Below are 1,281 nucleotides of genomic sequence, written 5' to 3' on the forward strand. Positions count from 1 at the left end.
GTAGAGTTAAGTTAAAAGCAAAAAAAGCTAAAAGAATAAAATCAGACAATGTTCCTATTATGCTAAATAATGAAATACAAGGAGCTAGTATAAGTGGATGTTTAAATCCACCTATACTAGGAGGACCTTGTACTAAAGTAGCTTTAGTATTTGCTTATACTTATTCAGATCATAAAGTTAATAATAAACATTCTGTATTACAAATGGGTTTGATAGGAATGAGTATAAAAGGTTATCCTATATTTGCTATACCTAAAAAGAATAAGATTAAATTTGCTTTAGCTAAAATACAAGCTAGTCCTCTTGCTAAGATTAAATTTGATAGGATAAGATGGGAAGGGATAGGAGGTAAATTAGGAGCGGCACAAAGAAGGAGAAGAGAAAAAAAGTAAAGAGAAAGCAAAAATGCTTTTATATTTGGAAAATGAAAATAAAAAAGGTAAGATAAGCGATAAAGAAGTTCATCTTTATAAGCATAATGGAATATGGCCTAAAGATACTCCAAAACCTAGAAGTCCTGATTATATTGGTGAAAATGGTAAGATTATTTTAAACATTAAACAAAGAGCCATGGAAATAAAAAATACTTTAAATGGAGGATATAATAGTGTTTCTATAAAGACAAAAGATAAACTCACCAGATATGATTTAGATGGTAAACCACATTATGAGAAGACATCAAAGAAAATAATTGATACGCATCATAAAATAGAATATACTAAACATATAAATCCTCAAGATCCAACAAAGTATAGAATGTCACAGGGTTTAGTAGAGCCAATATCTCATAAAGATTTAGATATTGTAGAAAATTATTTAAAAAGGCAAAATAATGAAATTTGAGAATTTAAAGCATGGAAGTTTATTTAAAAGAGAATTTTATCTTAAAGATGTAAAAATAGATTTGAAAAATGACTTTTTTGTTTATTCTATCATAACAAATGAAAAAACTTTAGAAATATTTTTTAAATCAGAGAAAAAAGATATACAAGATTTGCAAATTGTTTTTTATGATTATAAGTTACTACACTCAAAATCATATTGTAAAAATTTTAATCAATTAGAAGCTAATTTTATCGATTTGATAAGAAATAATTGGGATGATATAACAGGCTATATTGAAAAAGAAGAAGAGATGTTGATAAGCATATATTTTGATAATGATTTAGAATATATTACTTTAACTTGTAAGTATTTTAATATAGATTTTATGGATTAAATAAAGGATAAAAAATGACAAGAGAACAAGCAGAATTAATTATAGAAGAAGAAAAGTTGATT

Annotated in this window: 2 protein-coding genes and 1 pseudogene; all 3 read left to right on the forward strand. The window is 25.4% G+C overall.

Translation table 11 applies throughout. The features are described from left to right. Positions 1 to 392: pseudogene (locus tag AJN60_RS09770) on the forward strand (hypothetical protein); the annotation flags it as partial. 13 nt (positions 393 to 405) lie between these two features. Continuing rightward, entirely contained in the window at positions 406 to 843 is a 438-nt protein-coding gene (locus tag AJN60_RS09775; RefSeq protein WP_186820462.1) for a hypothetical protein, read from the forward strand. Next, on the forward strand, positions 833 to 1,219 hold the full coding sequence (locus tag AJN60_RS07510) for a hypothetical protein (protein WP_002871073.1): 387 nt from the start codon (positions 833 to 835) through the stop codon (positions 1,217 to 1,219). Before AJN60_RS09775 ends, AJN60_RS07510 begins: the two co-directional genes overlap by 11 nt. Positions 1,220 to 1,281: the final 62 nt, after the last annotated feature.

The organism is Campylobacter sp. BCW_4323 (assembly GCF_001763115.1).
Lineage (GTDB): Bacteria > Campylobacterota > Campylobacteria > Campylobacterales > Campylobacteraceae > Campylobacter_D > Campylobacter_D jejuni.

What these genes read in the sequence shown, in the direction of transcription:
- AJN60_RS09775 (WP_186820462.1), top strand. Translation starts at nt 406, where the DNA reads ATGCTTTTATATTTGGAAAATGAAAATAAAAAAGGTAAGATAAGCGAT.
- AJN60_RS07510 (WP_002871073.1), top strand. Translation starts at nt 833, where the DNA reads ATGAAATTTGAGAATTTAAAGCATGGAAGTTTATTTAAAAGAGAATTT.